The organism is Alkalibacterium olivapovliticus (assembly GCF_003003275.1).
Classification (GTDB): domain Bacteria; phylum Bacillota; class Bacilli; order Lactobacillales; family Carnobacteriaceae_A; genus Alkalibacterium; species Alkalibacterium olivapovliticum.
Genome location: NZ_PVTO01000064.1, coordinates 1 through 1,695, shown reverse-complemented (window position 1 = coordinate 1,695; position 1,695 = coordinate 1). Strand labels below are relative to the sequence as shown.

At 40.1% G+C, this 1,695-nt stretch carries 4 protein-coding genes; all 4 read right to left on the bottom strand.

Annotation, left to right across the window (positions count from 1 at the left end):
- A partial coding sequence (yaaA, locus tag CLV38_RS13505) for a peroxide stress protein YaaA (RefSeq protein ID WP_146129030.1) occupies nt 1–239 on the bottom strand: 239 nt, incomplete at its 3' end.
- Nucleotides 240–517: 278 nt separating this feature from the next.
- Nucleotides 518–754, bottom strand: a complete 237-nt coding sequence (locus CLV38_RS13500) for a DUF3953 domain-containing protein (protein ID WP_106196503.1) — start codon at nt 752–754, stop codon at nt 518–520.
- A gap of 61 nt (nt 755–815) precedes the next feature.
- Complete coding sequence (locus CLV38_RS13495) at nt 816–1,298, bottom strand: SRPBCC domain-containing protein (protein WP_106196500.1); 483 nt, start codon at nt 1,296–1,298, stop codon at nt 816–818.
- A gap of 32 nt (nt 1,299–1,330) precedes the next feature.
- Nucleotides 1,331–1,695: hypothetical protein (locus CLV38_RS13805; RefSeq protein WP_211295487.1), on the bottom strand; the 365-nt coding region annotated here is incomplete at its 5' end.

The window sequence follows — 1,695 nt, the reverse complement described above, 5'->3', positions numbered from 1 at the left end:
TCATAAGCGAGTATTGCCGGAGTCAGATTTTTCCGCACATCCATCTCCTGAATCCGTTCGTAATTTAATGTTGCGATTTTGTCGCTTGCTTTCCAGATTTTCTTCAGTTCATCGTAAGTTAAGGACTTTAGGTGATTCAACAGCTCCTCTGTTTTATTTAAAAATTTAGGCAGCTGGTTGTGATTAAAGCTGTCGTTGTCTACCGTCATTTTCTTTGCCGGTGAAATAATAATCCGCATAAAAAACACCTTTCTATTGGTTAGTCTTGATAAGTATAGCAAGCAGAGGCGGTTGTTTCAAAGTTGAATTGTTCTCTTCGTGCTAAATGAAGGTAGGCGACGTTCGTTTGCCTTTCATCTGCTACATGCTCGCTCCACTTGTCCCATGAAAGAAAGCTCACATTCGGTTCCATTCCAAAAAACGGTACATGGCTATGGCATAACCGTAAATAGTTAATGAATCTTCTGATTGTTTAATCTGGCAAAACCTTAAAATAACAAAAGGCTTAAATATACCTTTAGCTCAATAAAAAACCTTGAACTGTTACCAATAATCCATATATAAAAATCCCTATATAGGTCCATCCTGCTAGTTTTCGCTCTTCTTTGAATTCTTTTAAACCCGCTATTAACATCGTTAGAGCTAAGAAAACCATCATATAATTTTGAAACGCAAAGTTTTGATATATTAGGCTATAAGCTGCTATAACAAGTACGAGTATGGAAAATATCATATGTAAAACTTTCAATAACACCACTCCCTCCTCTCTCTTCTAATATAGTGTTAATGCGTTTGATAAATTAAGCAAAGCACAGCTACCTTGTTTCTACAAAGTATTCCAGATTTTCCAGCGAAGAGCTCAGTCCATCGATATGATCCTCCTTACTGATTCCGGTCGGGACATTTTCTGCAATGACCGTGATCTTGGTTCCTTCCAGATTTTCTTCAAAGTACCAGGTCATCGTCATAACCCCTTCAAAGCCAGAGTCTTCCGAATCGAAAGCACCTGCCATGACGATTTTCGTATCCGGCACTATTTCAACGAAAGTGCCTTCTGAAACATCAGAATCTATAGTCGATTTTCCTGTAGTCTGTTCTCCCTTTTCATAATAGAGAATCAGTCGATACTTCCCGCCAGCATGTGGTTCGAATAAGGCGACTTCCCCTCTCATCCCTTCCGGCGGCAGCCACTTGATTAGTGAATCCGGGTCGATGAAAGCCTGATAAAGCGTATGCGGAGAAGCTGCGATGAGTTTTGAAACCGTATCGATTCGTCCAGTTGATGATCGCTCCTGCATTTCAATCGCTCCTTTACTACATTATTCTATTATTAGTTAACTAGTTTCCTTTGAATGTCGGAATCTTTTCTGGAATAATACAGTTTCGCCACCAGATACATCAGGAACATGATCCCCGCTCCTATAATGGTAAGAGACAGAATGTAGACCGGATTGAATGTCATTCCAGATACTGTGATATCAGAACCCAGGCTGTACAAGTACACTAAAGGCGCTGCCGATTCCGGTTCATAGGTAAATAGATAATTGGATTGCTCATTAAAAATATCAGTGAACCAGTTATTTACGATAACTGACAATACATACAGCGGCACCGTAATCGCATAAGCTTTTAACAGGGCTCTCCGATCGATCCGGATCATCTCTGTTAACAGCAGATATAACCCCGTCGCTACGA